Annotated in this window: 16 protein-coding genes; 11 read left to right on the plus strand and 5 right to left on the minus strand. The window is 33.5% G+C overall.

Going from position 1 to position 16,404, the window contains the following annotated elements; genetic code table 11:
- The first annotated feature begins 99 nt into the window (after positions 1 to 99).
- The 3 genes from Dongsha4_RS05665 (at position 100) to gcvT (ending at position 2,586) form a co-directional block, all read left to right on the plus strand.
- Complete coding sequence (locus Dongsha4_RS05665; RefSeq protein WP_155082809.1) at positions 100 to 762, plus strand: sigma-70 family RNA polymerase sigma factor; 663 nt, start codon at positions 100 to 102, stop codon at positions 760 to 762.
- 36 nt (positions 763 to 798) lie between these two features.
- Entirely contained in the window at positions 799 to 1,299 is a 501-nt protein-coding gene (locus Dongsha4_RS05670; protein WP_330204748.1) for a hypothetical protein, read from the plus strand.
- Between the two features lie 171 nt (positions 1,300 to 1,470).
- Positions 1,471 to 2,586 carry a glycine cleavage system aminomethyltransferase GcvT gene (gcvT, locus tag Dongsha4_RS05675; protein ID WP_330204749.1) on the plus strand — a complete coding sequence of 372 codons (1,116 nt, stop codon included), beginning with the start codon at positions 1,471 to 1,473 and terminating at the stop codon, positions 2,584 to 2,586.
- Between the two features lie 165 nt (positions 2,587 to 2,751).
- Here gcvT and Dongsha4_RS05680 read toward each other — a convergent pair whose 3' ends face one another.
- Entirely contained in the window at positions 2,752 to 4,089 is a 1,338-nt protein-coding gene (locus Dongsha4_RS05680; protein WP_330204750.1) for a Mur ligase family protein, read from the minus strand.
- 208 nt (positions 4,090 to 4,297) lie between these two features.
- Here Dongsha4_RS05680 and Dongsha4_RS05685 point away from each other — a divergent pair, with 208 nt between their 5' ends.
- Positions 4,298 to 6,088 (plus strand): sodium:solute symporter family protein, encoded by a 1,791-nt coding sequence (locus Dongsha4_RS05685; RefSeq protein ID WP_330204751.1) that lies wholly within the window; start codon positions 4,298 to 4,300, stop codon positions 6,086 to 6,088.
- A 120-nt stretch (positions 6,089 to 6,208) separates the two neighbouring features.
- Positions 6,209 to 7,177 (plus strand): glycosyltransferase, encoded by a 969-nt coding sequence (locus Dongsha4_RS05690; RefSeq protein WP_330204752.1) that lies wholly within the window; start codon positions 6,209 to 6,211, stop codon positions 7,175 to 7,177.
- Between the two features lie 137 nt (positions 7,178 to 7,314).
- On the opposite strand, the gene Dongsha4_RS05695 is transcribed toward Dongsha4_RS05690, so the two are convergent.
- Complete coding sequence (locus tag Dongsha4_RS05695; protein WP_330204753.1) at positions 7,315 to 8,256, minus strand: diguanylate cyclase; 942 nt, start codon at positions 8,254 to 8,256, stop codon at positions 7,315 to 7,317.
- A 265-nt stretch (positions 8,257 to 8,521) separates the two neighbouring features.
- Positions 8,522 to 9,655: a DNA replication/repair protein RecF gene (recF, locus tag Dongsha4_RS05700; RefSeq protein WP_330204754.1), complete on the minus strand. Its 1,134-nt coding sequence runs from the start codon at positions 9,653 to 9,655 to the stop codon at positions 8,522 to 8,524.
- Between the two features lie 118 nt (positions 9,656 to 9,773).
- Here recF and Dongsha4_RS05705 point away from each other — a divergent pair, with 118 nt between their 5' ends.
- Complete coding sequence (locus Dongsha4_RS05705) at positions 9,774 to 10,691, plus strand: pentapeptide repeat-containing protein (RefSeq protein WP_330204755.1); 918 nt, start codon at positions 9,774 to 9,776, stop codon at positions 10,689 to 10,691.
- Between the two features lie 123 nt (positions 10,692 to 10,814).
- Here Dongsha4_RS05705 and Dongsha4_RS05710 read toward each other — a convergent pair whose 3' ends face one another.
- The gene (locus Dongsha4_RS05710) at positions 10,815 to 11,444 is read right to left on the minus strand and encodes a CPP1-like family protein (RefSeq protein ID WP_330204756.1); all 630 of its coding nucleotides are present in this window, start codon (positions 11,442 to 11,444) and stop codon (positions 10,815 to 10,817) included.
- 312 nt (positions 11,445 to 11,756) lie between these two features.
- On the opposite strand from Dongsha4_RS05710, the gene Dongsha4_RS05715 reads away from it, so the two are divergent.
- The 4 genes from Dongsha4_RS05715 (at position 11,757) to aroF (ending at position 14,570) form a co-directional block, all read left to right on the plus strand.
- Complete coding sequence (locus tag Dongsha4_RS05715; protein ID WP_330204757.1) at positions 11,757 to 12,458, plus strand: response regulator transcription factor; 702 nt, start codon at positions 11,757 to 11,759, stop codon at positions 12,456 to 12,458.
- A gap of 144 nt (positions 12,459 to 12,602) precedes the next feature.
- Positions 12,603 to 12,872 carry a 30S ribosomal protein S15 gene (gene rpsO / locus Dongsha4_RS05720; RefSeq protein ID WP_330204758.1) on the plus strand — a complete coding sequence of 90 codons (270 nt, stop codon included), beginning with the start codon at positions 12,603 to 12,605 and terminating at the stop codon, positions 12,870 to 12,872.
- Between the two features lie 21 nt (positions 12,873 to 12,893).
- Positions 12,894 to 13,379, plus strand: coding sequence for a PAM68 family protein (locus Dongsha4_RS05725; protein ID WP_330204759.1), 486 nt, complete (start codon positions 12,894 to 12,896; stop codon positions 13,377 to 13,379).
- 132 nt (positions 13,380 to 13,511) lie between these two features.
- On the plus strand, positions 13,512 to 14,570 hold the full coding sequence (aroF, locus tag Dongsha4_RS05730; RefSeq protein ID WP_330204760.1) for a 3-deoxy-7-phosphoheptulonate synthase: 1,059 nt from the start codon (positions 13,512 to 13,514) through the stop codon (positions 14,568 to 14,570).
- Positions 14,571 to 14,732: 162 nt separating this feature from the next.
- Here the strand turns inward: aroF and Dongsha4_RS05735 are convergent, their stop codons facing one another.
- The gene (locus Dongsha4_RS05735; RefSeq protein ID WP_330204761.1) at positions 14,733 to 15,137 is read right to left on the minus strand and encodes a hypothetical protein; all 405 of its coding nucleotides are present in this window, start codon (positions 15,135 to 15,137) and stop codon (positions 14,733 to 14,735) included.
- 328 nt (positions 15,138 to 15,465) lie between these two features.
- Here Dongsha4_RS05735 and Dongsha4_RS05740 point away from each other — a divergent pair, with 328 nt between their 5' ends.
- Positions 15,466 to 16,209 carry an alpha/beta fold hydrolase gene (locus tag Dongsha4_RS05740; RefSeq protein WP_330204762.1) on the plus strand — a complete coding sequence of 248 codons (744 nt, stop codon included), beginning with the start codon at positions 15,466 to 15,468 and terminating at the stop codon, positions 16,207 to 16,209.
- The last annotated feature ends 195 nt before the right edge of the window (positions 16,210 to 16,404 follow it).

Below are 16,404 nucleotides of genomic sequence, written 5' to 3' on the forward strand. Positions count from 1 at the left end.
TCTTAGCAAATAAATTGGTGAGGGGAACATAAACGGGACAAGGATAGTCAAGAAAAATAAAACTGTGGTTAAAACTGCATAGAATATATAGAATATATTATGGTTTTATCTATATCCCTATCTTGGTCTAATTTATCGATTCCATTTCCACAACAAAGAGTGAAAATAGAGCAATTATCAAATACTGATTTAATCTTACGTTGTCAGGAGGGTAAACAGCCTGATAGGGTAGCCTTTGCGGAATTATTGCGCCGCTATCAAGGCTATGTGGATAAAATCCTTTATAATTTAGCCCCTGATTGGCAAGATAGAGGAGATTTGGCTCAGGAAATCTGGATTAAGGTTTATCGGAAAATTAATACTTTACAAGATCCTACTAAGTTTAAGGGGTGGTTGGGCAGAATTACGACTAATTTATTTTATGATCAGTTACGTAAGAAAAAGCGTTTTGCTACTCCTATTTCTCTTGATGCTTCTATTACCACTGATGATGATGAGTTTTCTTGGGAATTGCCCTCAGATTTGCCTTTACCTGAAGAGAATCTCACCACCGTAGAATTTTATGATCAATTAAGGGATGCGATCGCATCTTTGCCAGATACTTTTAGAACAACCATTGTGTTGAGAGAGATACAGGGCTTAAGTTATGAAGAGATAGCAGAAATTACCCAAGTTTCTCTAGGTACGGTAAAATCAAGAATAGCAAGAGCTAGAAATAGACTGCAATTACTCCTAAAACCCTATTTAGACAATCAAGTATAATAATTAATTCCTCACCAAAAACCGGAGATAGAAAATATGATGACTAATCACTCTTATCCCCCCGATAAATGTACTTTCGAGCTTTTAAGTGCCTATTTAGATGGAGAAGTTACAGCTCAACAAAGAGAAGAAGTACAAGATTTATTAGCCAATGATCCCGAAATACAGTCTCTATATCGTCGATTACTTTACTTAAGGGACGAGTTTCAAAATTTACCCACTCCTCAGCCTGAATATAGCCCTCAAGAATTGTCATCAGCAGTATTTGCTAGGGTTGATCAAGAAAATAGAAGACGCAAAACCTATATTTGGGGTGGAGGTGCGATCGCAGCCGTGATTTTAGCTACCCTTGGAGGTGTTCTCAACGGGAATAGGACTCCTTTACTACAAATGGCAAACAGAGACTCTCAAATCAATTCCGATGAAAATTTAGTCATTGCCTTAAATGAACCTGTTATAACTCTTCCAGATACCACAGAAGAATCCTTAATGATACCTTTAGATCAATCTCTTATGGATATTATTGATAATAAATAGGAGTTGATGAAAAAGTGGTGTCACCGAGGGTAGGCGCACAGGCAACAGAGTATCATTAACACTGAAAAATACCTGAAACCTGAAACCTGAAAACTATTTCTGAACTCCGAACTCAAGTCAATGCTATACTGATTGATCGTTATCAAAATTATCTATCCTTAACAATTACCCGTGACACAATCATCTAACCTCCTACGCACCCCTCTATATTCTTTATCCCATGAATGTAAGGCGAAATTTACCGATTTTGCAGGTTGGGAAATGGCTTTGCAATATAGTGGCTTAAAAAAAGAACATCAAGCCGTTAGGGAATCCGTAGGAATGTTTGATATTTCTCACATGGGGAAATTCTTTCTCGAAGGGAAACAATTACGGGAAAAATTCACCTATCTTGTGCCTACAGACTTAAGAAATTTAGAATCAGGAAAGGCTCAATATACAGTTTTGTTAAATCATCATGGGGGCATCATTGATGATATTATTTTTTACTATCAAGGAGCAAACGAGCTAGAAATTGAATCTGCCGTCTTAATTGTTAATGCGGCTACCAAGGACAAAGATTGGCAATGGTTAACAGAAAACCTCATTGCAAAAAATGTTAAACTTACCGATAAATCCTCTGAATTAGCTTTAATTGCCTTACAGGGCAAAAATGGAGTAAACATCCTCAATCATCTGATTAACGAAGATTTAAGTCAATTTCCTAGCTTTTCTCACTTAGATACCACCCTCTATGAAGAACCAGTTTTTATTGCTCGAACAGGATATACGGGAGAAGATGGTTTTGAGATTATGACAACTCCTGACGTAGCACAAAAATTGTGGTATTATTTCCTTGACAATGGTGTTATTCCTTGTGGTTTAGGGGCTAGAGATACTCTTCGTTTAGAGGCGGCTATGTGTCTTTATGGTCAAGATATGAATGAAGAAATTACCCCCATAGAAGCAGGTTTAGGATGGTTAATTAATCTTGATCATGATTTTATCGGCAAAGATATTATTGCACAACAGAAACAAGAAGGGGTTAAGAAAAAGTTAGTTGCTTTAGTGATGGAAGGTAAATATATCGCCCGTCATGGTTATCCCATTTTGGTTAATGGAGAGGTGATAGGAGAAATTACAAGTGGAACTCTATCCCCTACCCTAGAAGATGCGATCGCACTTGGTTATGTTCCCTATAATTATAGTAAAATAGGGCAGAAATTAGAAGTAGAAATTAGGGGTAAACTTTATCCTGCTAAGATAGTGAAGAAGCCTTTTTATCGAAGAAAAAATAATTTTAATTAAAGACAAAACTCAATTAGTAATTAGGAGTAAAAGAAAGGTAAAAGGTCAAAAAACAGGAGATTAAAGTATTTCTCCAAGGCTTAACATTTTATGTTCAGTGTAGATTTATTTCCTCAACTTAATCTAATTACTGATTGTTAATTCCTAATTCCTCGTTTTTCCATCTTAAAGAATTTCTCGCCCTAATAGTATTTTTCTCACTTCTAACATGGCTGAATAGGTGGGAATAATATATAAAGTTTCACCCACCGCCGTTAATTCAAGGGCTTTATTAATAGCTTGGGATAATTTCTCTTCGATGATTAAATTCAAATTAGAGTTAAGAGTATCCAGACTATACTTTAATCTTAATGCCATATCATAGAGGCGATCGCCGCTTACCACAATATTTCCCCCACCCGCAACCAACTTTTCTGTATCTACATCCCAAATCCATGAAACATCTGTACCATCAGGGGTGCGATCGTTTAAAACCATTAAAATAGTGCTTTGAGGATTAATTTCTCTGATGTCATTTACTGCCCTAATAGTTTCATTCATCCCCACAGGATTTTTAGAGAGTAAAATGCGAATATTTTTGTCTTGAATGGTTAATTCTTCTGCCCTTCCGAATGCGGCTTTAAAGTTGTGAATAGTATCATTAATTATGTCTCTTTCAATGCCAATGGTTTCAGCAGTTAAACCAGCCGCTAAAGTGTTATATTTATTGTAAACTCCTATTAAAATTTGTGACCATTCTTTGCTATTTACCGATAATTTACTCTTAGTAAAATCACAACTAGGACAGTCATAATCTCCTAAATGAGAAATATAAACCCCTTTATATTCAAGAGATGTGCCACATTTAGGACAATAAATAGAATCAACAGCGTGGGGAATTTCGTCTAAATATAATTCAGGTTCATTTAAGCCAAAATAACATACTTTTTGTGGTAAATTCTGCCCTAAATAACACAAGGTAGGATCATCCCCATTAATAATAATATAAGTATCTTTATTTAAAGGAGTAATTGCATTTTGCCAACGGTAACTAATGGTATCAACTTCTCCATATCTATCTAACTGATCTCGGAATAAATTAAGAGCTAAAATATGACTAGGTTGGCATTCTTTTAATACTAGAGGTAAAACGTTTTCATCTACTTCTAAAATGCCATAATCTGCGGACAAAATTCCCCATAAGTTGCTATTGGTAACTAAACAGGTAATTAAGCCATTAATTAAATTTGCCCCTGTGGAATTATGAATAACGAGATAGCCCTTGTGGACTAAAATATCTTTAAGCAGTAAAGAAGTGGTTGTTTTTCCGTTAGTGCCGACAACCAGAATTAATCCTCCTCGAAACTGTTGAGATAAAAGTTGTAATAAGCGAGGATAGAGACGGCGAGATATTTCCCCCGGTAAAACACTAGCCGCCCCTAATTTAAACGTCTTTACTAATCCTGTAACTATTTTGGCAGTAGCTACCGCTAAACCTAATCGAAAACGCTCTACTATGTTCATCCCTATAATTAAATCAGTTAGTTAGTGGGCAATAACAAATTGTGCCACACATTAACCCTTGTTACCATTTTTAAACTACGACTCATCTAAATCGTCGGCAAGTGCTAGGCAATCGGTAACATAGTAAATATGTCTTAGGTAATAGGTGACAAGTATCAAATTTTAGATAATAATGACTAATTACTAACTGCTAATTACTAATTGGACTATGCAGACTATAGATTGGATTGTTGTTATTTGTTATCTCATTGCCACAATGGTACTTGGAGTTTATCTTTCTAAACAAGCCTCAAAAAGTATGGAAGATTTTTTCGTATCAGGTAGAAATCTTTCTTGGTGGTTGGCAGGTACAAGTATGGCGGCAACAACTTTTTCTATTGACACTCCCCTTTATATTTGCGGTGTAGTAGCTACAAGGGGTATTGCTGGTAATTGGGAATGGTGGAGTTTTGGTGTTGCCCATATTGTCTTAATTTATATTTTTGCTAGACTATGGCGGAGGGCGGAAATTGTTACCGATGCGGAGTTAACGGAAATTCGCTATGGAGGAAAAATGGCGGCGGTATTGAGGGCAACTAAAGCCTTTTTATTCGCTGTGCCAATTAACTGTATTGGCATTGGTTATGCTATGTTAGCTATGGTTAAGGTGGTTTCTGCACTGCAATTATGGGAAAGTCTGGGTTTAAATGTGGGAGAAAGCGGTAAGTTATGGAGTGTGGTGGCAGTTAGTATTTTTGTTTTAATATATTCTGGTTTTTCGGGATTGTGGGGAGTGGTGGTAACAGACTTTTTTCAATTTTTTCTGGCTCTCTTTGGCGCGATCGCAGTTGCTGTGGTGGCCGTGAATCATGTAGGTGGTATTCATGAGTTAGTACCGGCGGTGCAAAAAGCCACAGATATTGATGTACTTTCCTTTGTGCCTTTGATGAAAGGAGAAGGGTTATTGAATTGGCAATGGAGTGATGTGGCAGGAATCAGTTTAAGCACCTTTTCTGCTTATTTATTGGTGCAGTGGTGGAGTTTTCGTCGTAGCGATGGGGGAGGGGAGTTTATCCAAAGATTGGTTTCTGTCAAGGATGAGGCAGAGGCAGAGAAAGCGGCATGGTTTTTCAATATCCTTAATTATATTATCCGTACTTGGCCTTGGATTTTGGTGGCATTAGTCGGTATTGTTATCTATCCTAACTTAGAAGATCCAGAATTAGCCTATCCGAAGTTGATGCTTGATTTTCTTCCCCCTGTTATCTTAGGGATTGTGGTAGCTTCGTTAATTGCCGCTTTTATGAGCACTGTTTCTACCTCTATTAACTGGGGGGCTTCTTACATCACCAATGACTTATATCGCCGTTTTTTTGCTCCCAATGCCTCTCAAACTCAATTAGTTTTTGCGGGTAGGATAGCTTCTATTTTAGTTACATTCTTCGGTGCGATCGCAGCTTTTTATGCAAAAGACATCACAACTATTTTCCGCCTAGTAATTTCCATCGGCACAGGTCCCGGATTAGTGTTAATTTTAAGATGGTATTGGTGGCGCATTAATGCCACAGCAGAATTGGCGGCAATGGTGGCAGGATTTATCATTGGTTTAACTAGCGTCATTCCCAACTTGAACATTTTTCCCTCAGATTTTGGTTATCGATTAATGATTATTTCTGGCTCAACTGCCATTATTTGGATTACTGCCATGTATCTCACTCCCCCAGAGTCAGAAGAAACCCTCAACAAATTTTATTTAAGAGTGCGCCCGGCTGGAATTGGGTGGCAAAAACAACGGGAAACTACGGGAATAAGCCCCTTACAAAATTTACAACTAGATTGTCTAAAAGTTATTGCTTCAGTGTTACTACTATTTGGTTTAATGTTAGCTATCGGTGGCTTTTTACTCTTACAATCTGCTACTGGATGGATAGCTTTAATTATTGCTGTCATCGGTGGTTTCTGGCTAAAGCAACTCAATAAAAAACCGATTTTTCCTATGCCACGCCCCGGCAGTGAGTAATGAGTAATGAGTGAATTTTCAAATTAGGGGAGTAGGGAGTGGGAAGAAAACTTGTTCACCTGAAACCTGAAACCTGACACCTGACACCTGACACCTTTTTTCTCAGTTTACTATTCCCCTATGAATCTTTATTTTCTCTTTCCTCAAATGCACATTAATAGTGGTGGTCATATTGCTCAAATGAAATTTATGGCGATCGCACAATCTCTTACTAATGCTTATCCTGTCACCTACGAACGCAAAGAAAAGGGTGTTTTGTACTTAGAGGATATAATTAAACAGACTTCCACGGCTAATTCTGATATTTATGTTATTCACTGGGGACCTCATATAAACAAACTCTTAACAAAACTTAAACATCACAATGTTGTTTACATAGCACATAGTACGGGTTATAAATTTGAAATACCGCCACAAGTACCAATAATCGCCGTCAGTAAACATTCTCAAGCCTACTGGGGAAGATATGCCCCCAATTCCCTCATTTTCCATTTACCAAACGAAATTTCCCCTCAATATCAAAATCGACATCAAGAGCGCCCCATTGATGTTTTAATACAAAAAAGAAAATCCTCTCAATATTTACTTAAACAATTAATACCAGCCTTAAAACCTCACTGTAATTTATTTTTAATTGATTCATGGGTAGAGGATTTAGGTACATTATTTAATCAAAGTAAAGTCTATCTTTATGACTCAAGTGAATATTGGATTCAAGCAGGAGCAACAGAAGGTTTTGGTTTACCTCCCCTAGAAGCAATGGCTTGTGGTTGCACAGTTTTTTCCAGTGTAAATGACGCTTTATCAGATTATTTAGATCCTAGTTTTAACAGCTATAAATTAAGGGTTTATTCTCAAGAATATGATGTTCAAAGAATTTTAAAAGTGGTTAATAATTGGCAAGATAATGATTATGAACAGCTATTAAAACCCTACCGCATTGAATCTATAGAAGTTCGATTTAAACATATTTTATCAGAGATAAATGAGTTTTTTTTACATCAACAAAAGTATCAAAAAAATATTCCTTTAATCAAAAAAAATAGATGGCAAATCATCAAAAAAATTATCAGCAAAATCAAAAGATAAAGGCTCTATTACTTCTCGTCGTGTAACTTATTGGTGTTTGATAAGCACTTTTGCACTCATTAAATAATATTTAAACACTATTGTCTCTTGCCCTTAATTTATCATAACCACACTCTGAAGAGCCAAGATAAAGGAATTTAAAAATAACAGACACCATTCTCATCTACTACTCTATTCCTACCGCTATTTTTTGCCTGATATAATGCCATATCACCACGAATAATAGTTTGGTTTACATTTTTGTCTTCGGGGTTATATACAGTAACACCAATACTCACGGTGACTTTTATCTTCTCAGATTCAAACATAACGGATAATTCTTCTATGTCTTGACGTAAACGCTTTGCTACTGCAATGCCATCTTCCAACATACTTTCAGATAGAAAAATGATAAACTCTTCTCCCCCCCAACGGGCGCATAAATCTTCTTGGCGAATTGATAAAACACATTGTTTGGCCACAGATTTAATGACAAAATCTCCAGCAATATGGCCATGAGAGTCATTAATTTTTTTAAAATAATCAATGTCTAAAATTAATAATGCAAAATATCTTTTTTGTCTTTTTGCTAGATTAAATTCTCTTTCTGCTAAAGCACTAAAATGACGACGATTTGATATTCCTGTTAATTCATCTGTTGTTGCTAGTTTTTCCAATTCTACTAAGGCTTTTTTTAATTCATCTCTGGTGAATTTTAACTCTAAATGAGTTTTGATTCTGGCTAATAACTCACGGTTATGAAACGGTTTTGTAATATAATCTACCGCTCCTAAGTCAAAAGCCTTTAATAAATCTTGTTTTTCATCACTAGCTGTAATAAAAATGACGGGAATATCTTGAAAATGAGGATTAAGTTTTATTTGTTGACATAATTCTAAACCATTTATATTAGGCATCATTAAATCGAGTAAAATTAAGTCAGGGTTAATTTGTTCCATATATGGTAAAACTTCTTGACTATGGGCTAAAATTTTGGCTTGATAGCCTTCTTTACGAAGTATTTTCTCAATCAGAATTCTATTTACTGAATTGTCATCTACCGCCAAAATTAAAAAGTTTTTCGGGTTATAGTCAGTCATGGAAATTTTTTTGCCTTAATAGTGCTGATTTAATGGGATTCTGCTAACAGAGAGTACCTACAGTTAATAATTATCACTAATATGATAAAACTAAAATTCGATCGCTTTCAAAATTTTTTCTATCCTATTATCAAACTTAGAAATGGCCTCTAAAAATTATAAATAGATTATGATTTGGTTAATGATAGTTAAGAAAATCGAAAAAATATTATTTCTATATTCTCAATTTCCACAGCGAAAAACATCCTCAATTCAAAGATGATTACTATACAATTTTACCTTTTTCCACCCGAATAATTTGCGCTTCCTGTAGTAATTTATCGTCAAAATAATTGAGATGAGTGGTTGTAATAAAAGTTTGAAAACGATTTCCCAAACAATCTAATAGCTGTTTTTGTCTTTGTAAATCCAATTCTGCCATTACATCATCTAATAGTAGCAAAGGAGTTTCTCCGATAATCTGTTCAATTAATTGTAATTCCCCTAATTTAAGAGATAGAACTAATGTTCGTTGTTGTCCTTGAGAGCCATAATTTCTGGCTACACCTTTATTAATTACAAATTCTATTTCATCACGATGAGGACCGACTAATGTTACTCCCGTTAATAATTCTGTGTTTCTTTTCTCTTCAATTTCCCTTTGAATTTTTTGTTTAATTTCCTCTATATCATCACGATGATAAGTTACATTAGGATGATAAATAATTTCTAATTTTTCTGTTTGATTACTAATTTTATCATGCCATAATCTTGCTAATGGTTCTAATTTATTTAAAACTCTTTTTCTTCTGCGCATTACTCTACAGGCATTTTCAATTAGTTTATTTTCCCATATATTAAGTTCTAAAATAGTGGTCTGAGATAAATCTTCATAATTAGTTATACCTTGTTTTTTCAATCTTTTTAATAAACTATTTCTTTGCTTTAAAACGTGATTATATTCTTTAATAATATAGCTAAAAACTGGCTCTAATTGTAATAAAAGGTTATCCACCCAATTTCTTCTATATTCGGGAGAACCTTTCACCAAATCAAGGTCTAAACTAGAAAATAAAACTGTATTAACAATACCTAAAAAATCTATATTTCGAGATATTTTTTCATAATTTACTTTTAATTCTCTTTTACCTTTTGCGGGAAATAAGATACTTAAACTATAATCTGCATAGTTACGAGTAATTTCTCCTTTTATTTCACCATAGATGCGATCGCGGTAAACTAAATCTAAATCTTTATTAGTACGATGACTTTTTAAACAAGATAGTAGCTGTATTGCTTCTAATAAATTAGACTTTCCTTGGGCATTATTTCCCAAAATAATTATCTTATTACTAGAGAAATTAATTTCTGATTGAATATAGTTACGAAAATAGTTTAAATTTAATTTACTTAAATACATTATTGTCTTTTCTCTTATACCTATGGCAGATATTACTAATTATTAATAATATAAAAAAATGGGTTTAAAATATGATATAACATACAAAACAAAAGAGTTAGATATTCCATTATATATTATGAACAAAAATAAACAACTATTAACTATATTGGTGTTTTTAATAAGTATCGTTTTTTGTTTCTGCCAAAATCCTCTAAATGCTTACGCTTATCAAAAAGAAGATCTACTAAAGTTAGAAAACTATCACAAATGTGTAAAATGTGACTTAGAGAAATATCATTTTAACTCTAAAAAAATTGATTTACAAAAGGCAAATTTGAAAGCATCAAACTTACATCAAGCTAATTTGAAAAACAATAACATATCTCAAGCAAACTTGAATCAAGCTGACTTATCTTTTGCTAATTTAGAAAATACAATAGCCATAAAAACTAATTTTAAACAAGCTAACATATCCCATAGCAATTTAAAAAGAAGTAATTTAAGCAATAGTGATTTTTCCCAAGCTCAATTAAACAATGCTAACTTAAGTTATAGTAAACTAAATAACAGTAACTTATCTCGATCGCATTTTATATCTGCCAAATTGATTCAAACGAATTTAACCGTCACAAACTTACAAAAAGCAAATCTATCCCAAGCAGATTTAACCCAAGCTAATTTAAGCAGTAAAAGCAAAAAAGAAATCACAAATTTATCCCAAGCAGACTTAAGTGAAACAAGAATAATTAACGCTGAAATAAAAGGAGTAAATTTGACCAAAGCAAATCTTTATCAAGCTGATTTAGAAGGTAGTGACTTACAAAACTCAAACCTAGAAAAAGCTAATCTTGCACAAGCCAATTTAAGTCATGTTAACTTAACCAATGCCAACCTCAAAAAAGCTAATCTAATCAATTCTTCTTTAGTTTATGCTAATTTAGATAACTGTGATTTAAGAAAAGCAAACCTAGAAAAAGCTAATTTAACAGGAACTAACATAGAAAACTGTAATTTAAAAGGTACAGTAATGCCCGATGGCACAATTCACAATTAAATCCTTAATTTTCATTAAATTATAATTCTTTACTTACATAAAAATTAAGTAATAAGTAACATTAAAAAAGATAAAATTTAAAAGGTAATTGCAATAATTACCAATTAATTTTAACCAGAAAAATTAGCGAGTAAAATTGCTAACCAACCATAATAAACAGAAAGTAAATAAAGATGCAAATTGTTCTGCAGAAAGACTTAAATTTAATCCAGCATTAAGAGATAAACTAAATATAACATTTGCCAGACAAACACCAACAATAAAAGTAATAAAAGTTATCCCTACGGAACGCCAAAAAGCCTTTTGTTTACGATATAAAACAGCAAAACCAGTACCTACTCCCACCGTTAAAAGTAAAGGCAAAGTTTCACTACTATTATTAAAAATACTAATAACAATTAAAACCAAAAAAATTAAACTATTGATTAATATTTCTTTCCCAGAAGGTTGGTCAATTATATTATTAAACCAGAGAGAAATATTTGCCGTCTTTTGAGCATTAGAAATAACTGCCACTTTTTTCGGTTCTACAGTTTTTTCAGGAAAGCGAATTTGTTCAGGTACTTTTATTTTTCCTTCCTGTCTTAAACGTAACCTTTGCATAATGATAGCATCATAAGCAACCTCGATATTTTCCAATTGTTGAGGATTATTTTCGTATTTATCCTTCAACTTTTTTTTAGCTTTTTGTATCTCTTCAAAAGAAGCATCCTCCTTTACTCCTAATTGTTCATAAGGATTCAACTCACTCATACTCATTTACTCCTCCAATTCCTGATATTGATTTAAGTTAGCGAGAAAAAAGTTAATAAATTTTTAGATGATTATTTCAAGATAACACTACTTATTATATTCAAACAGATCAACTCGATAAGCGGAAAATTAACAATTAGTTTCTTTTGGGGAAAGTTATAGGGTAGGATTATTAAGTAAAGATTATTTAAAATTCAGTGTAAGTTCAGTAAATTTACTGATGACTGAAGGATACAAACTTACAAATCAATCTTTCAGTAAAGTAAATCTTTTTGATAATATTTTTCTCCCTAATAGATAAGAAAACAAAAAATGGAACTAGCTTTGGCAAAAATATTGGTAGTTGATGATGATATTCATATCACTAATTTAATAACTCGTTTTCTTAAACAAAAACAATATTTAGTTGAATATGCTAATGACGGACAAAAAGCAAGAGATATTTTTAAACATTTCCATCCAGACTTAGTAATTCTTGATATTAATTTACCTGACACTCTTGGATATAATCTTTGTGCAGAAATGCAGGAAAACAATGACGTATTTGTATTAATGCTCACCAGTCGCACTGATGTAGAAGATAAGAAAAAAGGTTTTTCCACAGGGGCTGATGATTACTTAACCAAACCCTTTGATTTAGAAGAATTAGAATTCAGAATACAAGCTATTTTACGTCGTCGAAGAACCATTAAAACCGTAGGGGGAGAAATTCTCAATTTTGGTGATTTAGTTATCAATCCAGATACAAGGGAGGTAAAAGTAAAAACTCAATCAATTACTTTAACAAGTCTTGAATTTGACTTACTATATTTTTTAGCCAGTAATCCCAATCGAGTCTGGAGTAGAGAAGATTTAGTGAATAACGTTTGGCAAAGTAATCCCATGGGAGATAATCGAGTGGTAGATGTTCATATTGGACAAATTCGCCGTAAAATTGAATTGGATTCAGAGACTACCCGCCATATTTCCACTGTTAGGGGAGTTGGCTACAAGTTTGATATTGAAAATAATTAAGAATTAATTTCTCTCTAAAATCCCAACATCCTAAGCCCCTACTTCTCCAATTGTCATTCTTTAGTCCGAACTCAAATAGTTCCTAATTAAAATCAGTTTATGATATAATCATAGGTTGCAGTATTTAAACTTTTAAAAGTAAAAATGAGTTTAACCCAAGAGAAAAAACAAGAAATTATTGGTCTATATCAAATTCACGAAACTGATACTGGTTCTTCTGCGTTGCAAGTTGCTTTACTCAGTGCCAGAATTAGTCAATTAACAGAACACCTAAAAATTAACAAAAAAGATCATTCCTCTCGTCGTGGATTGTTAAAATTAATTGGTCAAAGAAAACGTTTATTAGGTTACATTAAGAGAAAAAGACCTCAAGATTATCAAGAGTTAATTAAAAAGCTCGGTATTCGTGGTTAAAATCTTATCGTAAATTTTATTATGCCATCTCCCGCAAATAGAAACTCTTTACCCTTTGAACCAAAAAAGTCTAAGAATAAAAAAGTTAACGAAAAAAATTTAAGTCAACCAAAAGAAACTCAACGAAATCAGACTGAGTCTAAGGTGGCAAAATCAAATAATAGTGGTGACTCCCTTCAAGGGATTCCCGAAGTGGTTAGTAAAAGAATGGTAAGAAGAATGGCTGTTTTTAGTGGTATTCCCACAGCTATGGGTATTTTCTCCTTCTTTGCTTTTTATGCCATTGTTAGTCAGGAGTGGTTCAAGATACCAAATACAGCAGTTTTGTTGGTTAGTATGGGTTTATTTGGTTTGGGTGTGTTAGGTTTAAGTTATGGTATTCTTTCAACGTCTTGGGATGAAGAAAGAGTTGGTAGTTGGTGGGGATGGTCTGAGTTTGTCCTCAATTTTGGCAGATTTACTTCGGCTTGGAGAAATAATCGACAAAAATCTCTTAATGAAGAATAACAAAGCGTGATTAGCATAAATGTCGCCTTTAAATGTCTTCTTTGTCAACTATCTTGACCAAATTAAACTGTTATAAACCCATAACCCTTAACCGAATTTTCACCGTAGTCAATTAATAAATGGTAGTTTAATATGATTGTTGTAATGAAAGTGGGGACTCCAGAACCAGAAATCACTCGTGTGGGTGATGAGTTGGCAACATGGGGTTTAACACCTGAGAAAATCGTTGGACAACACAAAGTTGTAATTGGTTTAGTGGGAGAAACTGCTTCCCTAAATCCTGAACAGATTCAAGAAATTAGTCCTTGGATTGAAAGTGTTTTAAGAGTTGAACAACCTTTTAAAAGAGTTAGTTTAGATTATCGTCATGGACAACCTAGCGATGTGGTTGTGCCTACTCCTAATGGTGATGTAGTTTTTGGTTTAAATCATCCTGTAGTAGTGGTAGCCGGTCCTTGTTCGGTAGAAAATGAGGAAATGATTGTTGAAACGGCAAAACGAGTTAAAGCGGCAGGGGCAAAGTTTCTTAGAGGTGGTGCTTATAAACCAAGAACCTCTCCTTATGCTTTTCAGGGACATGGGGAAAGTGCTTTAGAATTATTAGCGGCGGCGAGAGAAGCAACTGGATTAGGAATTATCACAGAAGTCATGGATACTGCTGACTTAGACAAGATTGCTGAAGTAGCTGATGTATTACAAGTGGGAGCAAGAAATATGCAAAATTTCTCCCTCTTGAAAAAAATTGGGGCTCAGTCCAAACCTGTTCTCTTAAAAAGAGGAATGTCGGCAACTATTAGTGAATGGTTAATGGCGGCGGAATACATCTTGGCGGGGGGTAATTCTAATGTAATCCTTTGTGAACGTGGTATTCGTACTTTCGATCGAGAATATGCTCGTAATGTCCTTGATTTGTCTGTAATTCCTGTTTTACGTTCTTTAACTCACTTACCGATTATGATTGATCCTAGTCATGGTACTGGTAAGGCTGAGTACGTTCCTAGTATGGCAATGGCTGCGATCGCAGCAGGTACAGATTCTTTGATGATAGAAGTACATCCTAACCCTGCAAAAGCCTTATCTGATGGTCCTCAATCTTTGACTCCTGATAGATTTGTTCAAGTAATGCAGGAATTATCTGTTATTGGTAAAACTTTAAATCGTTGGGAATCTCCTGAAGCAGTATTAGCTTAATTTTTTCTCAGATGGTAAGAAATAGGAAATCGGGGCTTAGGGTATTGGGGGGTTAGGAAGCGTGTTAATTAAACACTTTTCTTTTGCCTCTTGCCCCCTAAATAGGGGGTATAAACGAGGGTTTGCCTCCTCACTCTTTGCTCCTTGCCCTTTTCTTCATCGTTAATTGCTTTTTTGTTTCTTATCAATAAAAAAAATAGGACTCAAATTAGGATCAACTTTATAAGTATTTTTTTCAATAACTTTGCGGGTTAATTTTGGATCGAAAGTATTACCAAAATCTTCCTCTAATTTCTCTACACGAGGTTTTATTTTGGCGATTTCCCCATCTATCTCTGCTAATTTTGCTTGTTGTGCTAAATGATAGGGGAGTAATTGTTTCACGCTAAAAAATGCAATAACAGTGATACTAATATTAACGGTCATTTTTAAACCAGTTTCGATCGCTTTTTCTGTATTTAAGCGTTTTTGTCGTCTCTGTTGTTGCTTTAAGGCTCGATTTTGAGAGATAGATTCTTGATAGTCTCGTCTTCTTTGTCTGGTTTTTAATGATAAATTAGAATTCATATTACACTCCTCAATTCAATCAGTTAAATAGTTAATCTTACGGCAAACTATATCAGTTATGACGCTCTTTTTTGATTCTTGATCCCAAAATTCCTCTTAAATTTATCTTTTTTCCGTCTCTTCATTTGTTGATACTCGGTTTCATGATTACTTGAATTGAAAAATAAATGATAATAACTTGCAATAAATTGGGATATTAGTTATGCTAGTTATCAACAAATTGATGCCAAAAGTTTTCAATAAGAATCGGTTACTGAGTATTAAGCATAAGGGTATAATAGCTATTTATCCTTTGCTAATACTTTTTTTTCAATAAGTTTTTAGTAAAATGTATAAAAATCCTGATATACTCTGGTTAAGCACAAATCCTTACCTAATGCGTTTTAATTTACCAGTAATTAAATATTTATCGCAATATGTCAGTATTGGTCAATGGGAATATAAACTAACAGAAGATGAAACCACCTCCCTTGATTTAGCGATCGAATTTTTGAATAATTATCTGGAAATGGTGAAAAAACCTGTTCATTTAGTAGGTCATAGTACCTGTGGACTATTAGGGTTGCAGTATGCGAACAAGTATCCAGAAAAAGTAAAATCTTTAACTCTTTTAGGTGTCGGAATTAATCCTGCTTTAGACTGGATAAGTTATTATTATTTATTGCGAAATCATTTTAAATGTAATCAAGAAGCAATTTTAACTCATTTAGCTAAATATTTATTCGGGTATCGTAATTTTTATTATCAAAAATCCTTAGTAAAAATTCTTAAAAAAGCACTAATTTACTCTCTTTCTCCTCATTCTTTATATAGAAAATGTGATTATTTTTCAGTAGAAAAAACGGCTTATCCTTTGATGGTGTCAGGTAGTAATGATGATCAAGTGGTTTTCTGGTCTGAAATTGAAAAATGGAAATCTTATCTTAAACCTGAAGATTATATCTGGCAATGTCCAAACGGAGAACATTTTTTTCACTACTTTCAACCAAAACTATTAGGTGATCAAATACTTAATTTTTGGTCATCATTAGAGCATTCTGTTAACTATAAATTAGCAATAAAAAATTATTAATAAAATTGTTTAAATCCTATTTATTGCTCAAGGGAAAAAGAATTAAAAATCATTTAACCTGACACCTCATATTTGCTATTATCACTTAGTTTCTGTGTACTATTGCAAGATTAGAATCTGGGTTTATGGTAGAAAAAGCAATTTAACAAAGAGTCTAATCGTATCAAAATTCAGTTAAAATGAGAGATTAAACAA

Origin of the sequence: Cyanobacterium sp. Dongsha4, from assembly GCF_036345015.1 — a bacterium.
GTDB lineage: Bacteria > Cyanobacteriota > Cyanobacteriia > Cyanobacteriales > Cyanobacteriaceae > PCC-10605.

Coding starts and splice junctions, on each gene's coding strand:
- Dongsha4_RS05690 (WP_330204752.1), top strand. CDS start 6,209: ATGAATCTTTATTTTCTCTTTCCTCAAATGCACATTAATAGTGGTGGT.
- Dongsha4_RS05680 (WP_330204750.1), bottom strand. CDS start 4,089: ATGAACATAGTAGAGCGTTTTCGATTAGGTTTAGCGGTAGCTACTGCC.
- aroF (WP_330204760.1), top strand. CDS start 13,512: ATGATTGTTGTAATGAAAGTGGGGACTCCAGAACCAGAAATCACTCGT.
- Dongsha4_RS05670 (WP_330204748.1), top strand. CDS start 799: ATGATGACTAATCACTCTTATCCCCCCGATAAATGTACTTTCGAGCTT.
- Dongsha4_RS05685 (WP_330204751.1), top strand. CDS start 4,298: ATGCAGACTATAGATTGGATTGTTGTTATTTGTTATCTCATTGCCACA.
- Dongsha4_RS05710 (WP_330204756.1), bottom strand. CDS start 11,444: ATGAGTGAGTTGAATCCTTATGAACAATTAGGAGTAAAGGAGGATGCT.
- Dongsha4_RS05725 (WP_330204759.1), top strand. CDS start 12,894: ATGCCATCTCCCGCAAATAGAAACTCTTTACCCTTTGAACCAAAAAAG.
- Dongsha4_RS05695 (WP_330204753.1), bottom strand. CDS start 8,256: ATGACTGACTATAACCCGAAAAACTTTTTAATTTTGGCGGTAGATGAC.
- Dongsha4_RS05665 (WP_155082809.1), top strand. CDS start 100: ATGGTTTTATCTATATCCCTATCTTGGTCTAATTTATCGATTCCATTT.
- Dongsha4_RS05705 (WP_330204755.1), top strand. CDS start 9,774: ATGAACAAAAATAAACAACTATTAACTATATTGGTGTTTTTAATAAGT.
- Dongsha4_RS05735 (WP_330204761.1), bottom strand. CDS start 15,137: ATGAATTCTAATTTATCATTAAAAACCAGACAAAGAAGACGAGACTAT.
- Dongsha4_RS05715 (WP_330204757.1), top strand. CDS start 11,757: ATGGAACTAGCTTTGGCAAAAATATTGGTAGTTGATGATGATATTCAT.
- recF (WP_330204754.1), bottom strand. CDS start 9,655: ATGTATTTAAGTAAATTAAATTTAAACTATTTTCGTAACTATATTCAA.
- rpsO (WP_330204758.1), top strand. CDS start 12,603: ATGAGTTTAACCCAAGAGAAAAAACAAGAAATTATTGGTCTATATCAA.
- Dongsha4_RS05740 (WP_330204762.1), top strand. CDS start 15,466: ATGTATAAAAATCCTGATATACTCTGGTTAAGCACAAATCCTTACCTA.